The 2,549-nt window shown below is 68.5% G+C and carries 5 protein-coding genes; 2 read left to right on the plus strand and 3 right to left on the minus strand.

Annotated elements, in window-relative coordinates:
- The 3 genes from DBR23_RS20415 to DBR23_RS32150 all read right to left on the minus strand — a co-directional run.
- On the minus strand, positions 1–409 hold a 409-nt coding region (locus DBR23_RS20415), incomplete at its 3' end, for a hemolysin III family protein (RefSeq protein WP_199227756.1).
- 10 nt (positions 410–419) lie between these two features.
- Entirely contained in the window at positions 420–581 is a 162-nt protein-coding gene (locus tag DBR23_RS30010) for a hypothetical protein (protein WP_199227757.1), read from the minus strand.
- Complete coding sequence (locus DBR23_RS32150; RefSeq protein WP_255342784.1) at positions 553–684, minus strand: hypothetical protein; 132 nt, start codon at positions 682–684, stop codon at positions 553–555. Before DBR23_RS32150 ends, DBR23_RS30010 begins: the two co-directional genes overlap by 29 nt.
- A 188-nt stretch (positions 685–872) precedes the next feature.
- Here DBR23_RS32150 and DBR23_RS20420 point away from each other — a divergent pair, with 188 nt between their 5' ends.
- Both DBR23_RS20420 and DBR23_RS20425 read left to right on the plus strand, forming a co-directional pair.
- Entirely contained in the window at positions 873–1,877 is a 1,005-nt protein-coding gene (locus DBR23_RS20420; protein ID WP_108499417.1) for a M14 family zinc carboxypeptidase, read from the plus strand.
- Between the two features lies 1 nt (position 1,878).
- The coding region (locus tag DBR23_RS20425) for an alpha/beta fold hydrolase (RefSeq protein ID WP_233250610.1) at positions 1,879–2,549 on the plus strand (671 nt) is incomplete at its 3' end.

Genomic DNA, 2,549 nt, shown 5'->3' on the forward strand with positions numbered 1-2,549 from the left:
AGGCCGTGGACAGCCAGGGCGCAGTGCGCCTTGTGCGCAGCTGCAGCCAGCAGCCCGCCAGGGCCGCCAGCCAGACGAGGGCCAGGGCGGTGACATGGTGCGTGTGGCCCGGCGCACTCAACGCAAACGGGGTGAAGCTGCCCGCAATGAACAGGTGGATCGCCGCATGGTCCAGCCGCAGCGCCCATTGCTTGGCCCGCCCCGGCGGCAGCGCGTGGTACAGGGTGGACGCGCCATACAGCAGCGCCATGGTGGCTATAAACACCAGCACACCCCCTATGGCTGCGGGATGCGCGGCGGGGGCTGATTGCAGCAGTTGTGGCACGGCAAGGCAGGCGCCCACCAGCGCAGCACCGTGCAGCGCACTGTTGGCCACCTCTTCGTGCAGGTCCTGCGGCCGGTCGCTCATGGCGATCTTGCTAGTGGTGGGCAGGCGTGTGCAGCCGCTCGCGCCACAGCTGCCAGCGCGCGCGCTGCAGGGCCAGAAACTCCACCACGCCCCAGGCCAGTGCACAGGCCAGCATCGCCCAGCCCATGGCCCAGCGGTAGGCCTCAGTCTTGCGCGATGGCGGGCACATCATCGTGGTCCCAGCCGGTGGTGCGGGGCAGGTCCAGGCTCAGCCACCCGCGTTCATCGAACAGCTCATCGAGCAGCCGCTGCAGTCCGAACAATTTCCAGAGCATGTTGCGCCTCTTCCAAAGGGTGGTGACTGCAGGCAAGGTAGCGCCCTTGTGTGACGGTTTCGCGTCGGTTCGCGCAAACCCCACAGGTTGGCCGCGGCGCTGTTCGTGCTGGGCCCCGGGCGCTATCCTCACTGCCTGGCACGCGCTCTGGCGTGCTCCACACACCGACTTACCCTCACCCATTGAACATGCTGCCCGAGCTTGCGGCGCTGGAAAAAATCCTGGACCTGGGGGCGCCCCATCTGCAGGTGCAGGTCGTCCAGCGGGTGTCTGTGGCATCGGGCACGCAATTTCCCATCTACGCCATTGGGTTGGGCAACCCGGCGCTGGACGTGCCCGCCGTCGGATTCTTTGGCGGCGTGCATGGGCTGGAACGCATTGGTGCCGAGGTGGTCATTGCCTACCTGCAAAACGTGGTCATGCGGCTGCAGTGGGACACCACCTTGCACCAGCAGCTGGAGCGTGTGCGCCTGGTCTTCATGCCCATCGTCAACCCTGGCGGCATGTGGTCTGCCACGCGCGCCAACCCGCGCGGGGTGGACCTGATGCGCAATGCGCCCGTCGACGCAGTGGACCCGGTGCCCTGGGGCATTGGCGGGCAGCGCGTGAGCGCGGGCCTGCCCTGGTACCGGGGCAGGTTGGGCGAGCCCATGGAGGCCGAGAGCCAGGCGCTGTGCGACGTGGTGGCGCAGCAGCTGCTGGCGCGGCCGTTCAGCATTGCGCTGGACTGCCACTCGGGCTTTGGGGTCAAGGACCGGCTCTGGTTCCCGTTTGCCCACACCCGCCGGCCCATTCCGCACCTGGCCGAGCTGCATGCGCTGCAAGACATCTTTCTGCAGGCGCACAGCAACCACCAGTACATCATCGAGCCGCAAAGCGCGCAGTACCTGGCCCATGGCGACCTGTGGGACCACCTGTACCTGCAGGCCTGCCGCGATGTGCCCGCACACACCTTCCTGCCCCTCACGCTGGAGATGGGCTCTTGGCTGTGGATCAAGAAGAACCCCCGCCAGCTGTTCTCGCGCAACGGCATCTTCAATCCGCTCATCAACCACCGGCAGCAGCGGGTGCTGCGGCGGCACCTGTCGCTGCTGGACTTTCTGTCGCGCGCGGCCTGCAGCCACGCACGCTGGGTGCCAGCGCCCGATCAGCGTGCGCAGCGCCGTGCCGATGCCCTGGCTGCGTGGTACTGAGATGCCAGTGCGCCTACCACGCCAATGGATCTTGCTGCGCGGGCTGACGCGCGAGGCCGCGCACTGGGGCGCCTTTGCCGAGGGCTTTGCGCAAGCGGTGCCGGGCGATGACGTGCTGGCGCTGGACCTGCCAGGCAACGGCCAGTTCCACCATCTGACATCACCCTTGTCGGTACAAGGCATGGTGCAAGCCTGCCGTGCAGAGCTGGCGCAGCGTGCCGTGGCGCCGCCCTACCACTTGCTGGCCATGTCGCTGGGGGCGATGGTGGCCACCGAATGGGCGCGCGTGGCGCCCCACGAGGTGGCGGGGTGCGTGCTCATCAACACCAGCCTGCGCCCGTTCAGCCCGTTCTGGCACCGCCTGCAGCTGCACAACATCGCACCGCTGCTGCGGCTGGCCTGGCGGTGGCGATCTGCGGAAGCTGCGGAGCAGGTGGTGTGGCAGATCACCAGCCGCAGCGCACCATCCGCCGCCGCTGACGTGGTGGCGCAGTGGGCTGCGGTGCGCAGGCAACGGCCGGTGTCGGCCCGCAATGCCCTGCGCCAGCTGGTGGCGGCCGCGCGGTACCGCGCGCCGGCAGCCGCACCGGTGGACCGTGTGCTGCTGCTGGGCAGCCTGAAAGACCACCTGGTGTCCCGCCAATGCTCGCAGGCCATTGCGCAGGCCTGGGG

Source organism: Acidovorax sp. HMWF018 (assembly GCF_003061035.1).
GTDB classification, from domain to species: Bacteria; Pseudomonadota; Gammaproteobacteria; order Burkholderiales; family Burkholderiaceae_C; genus Acidovorax; species Acidovorax delafieldii.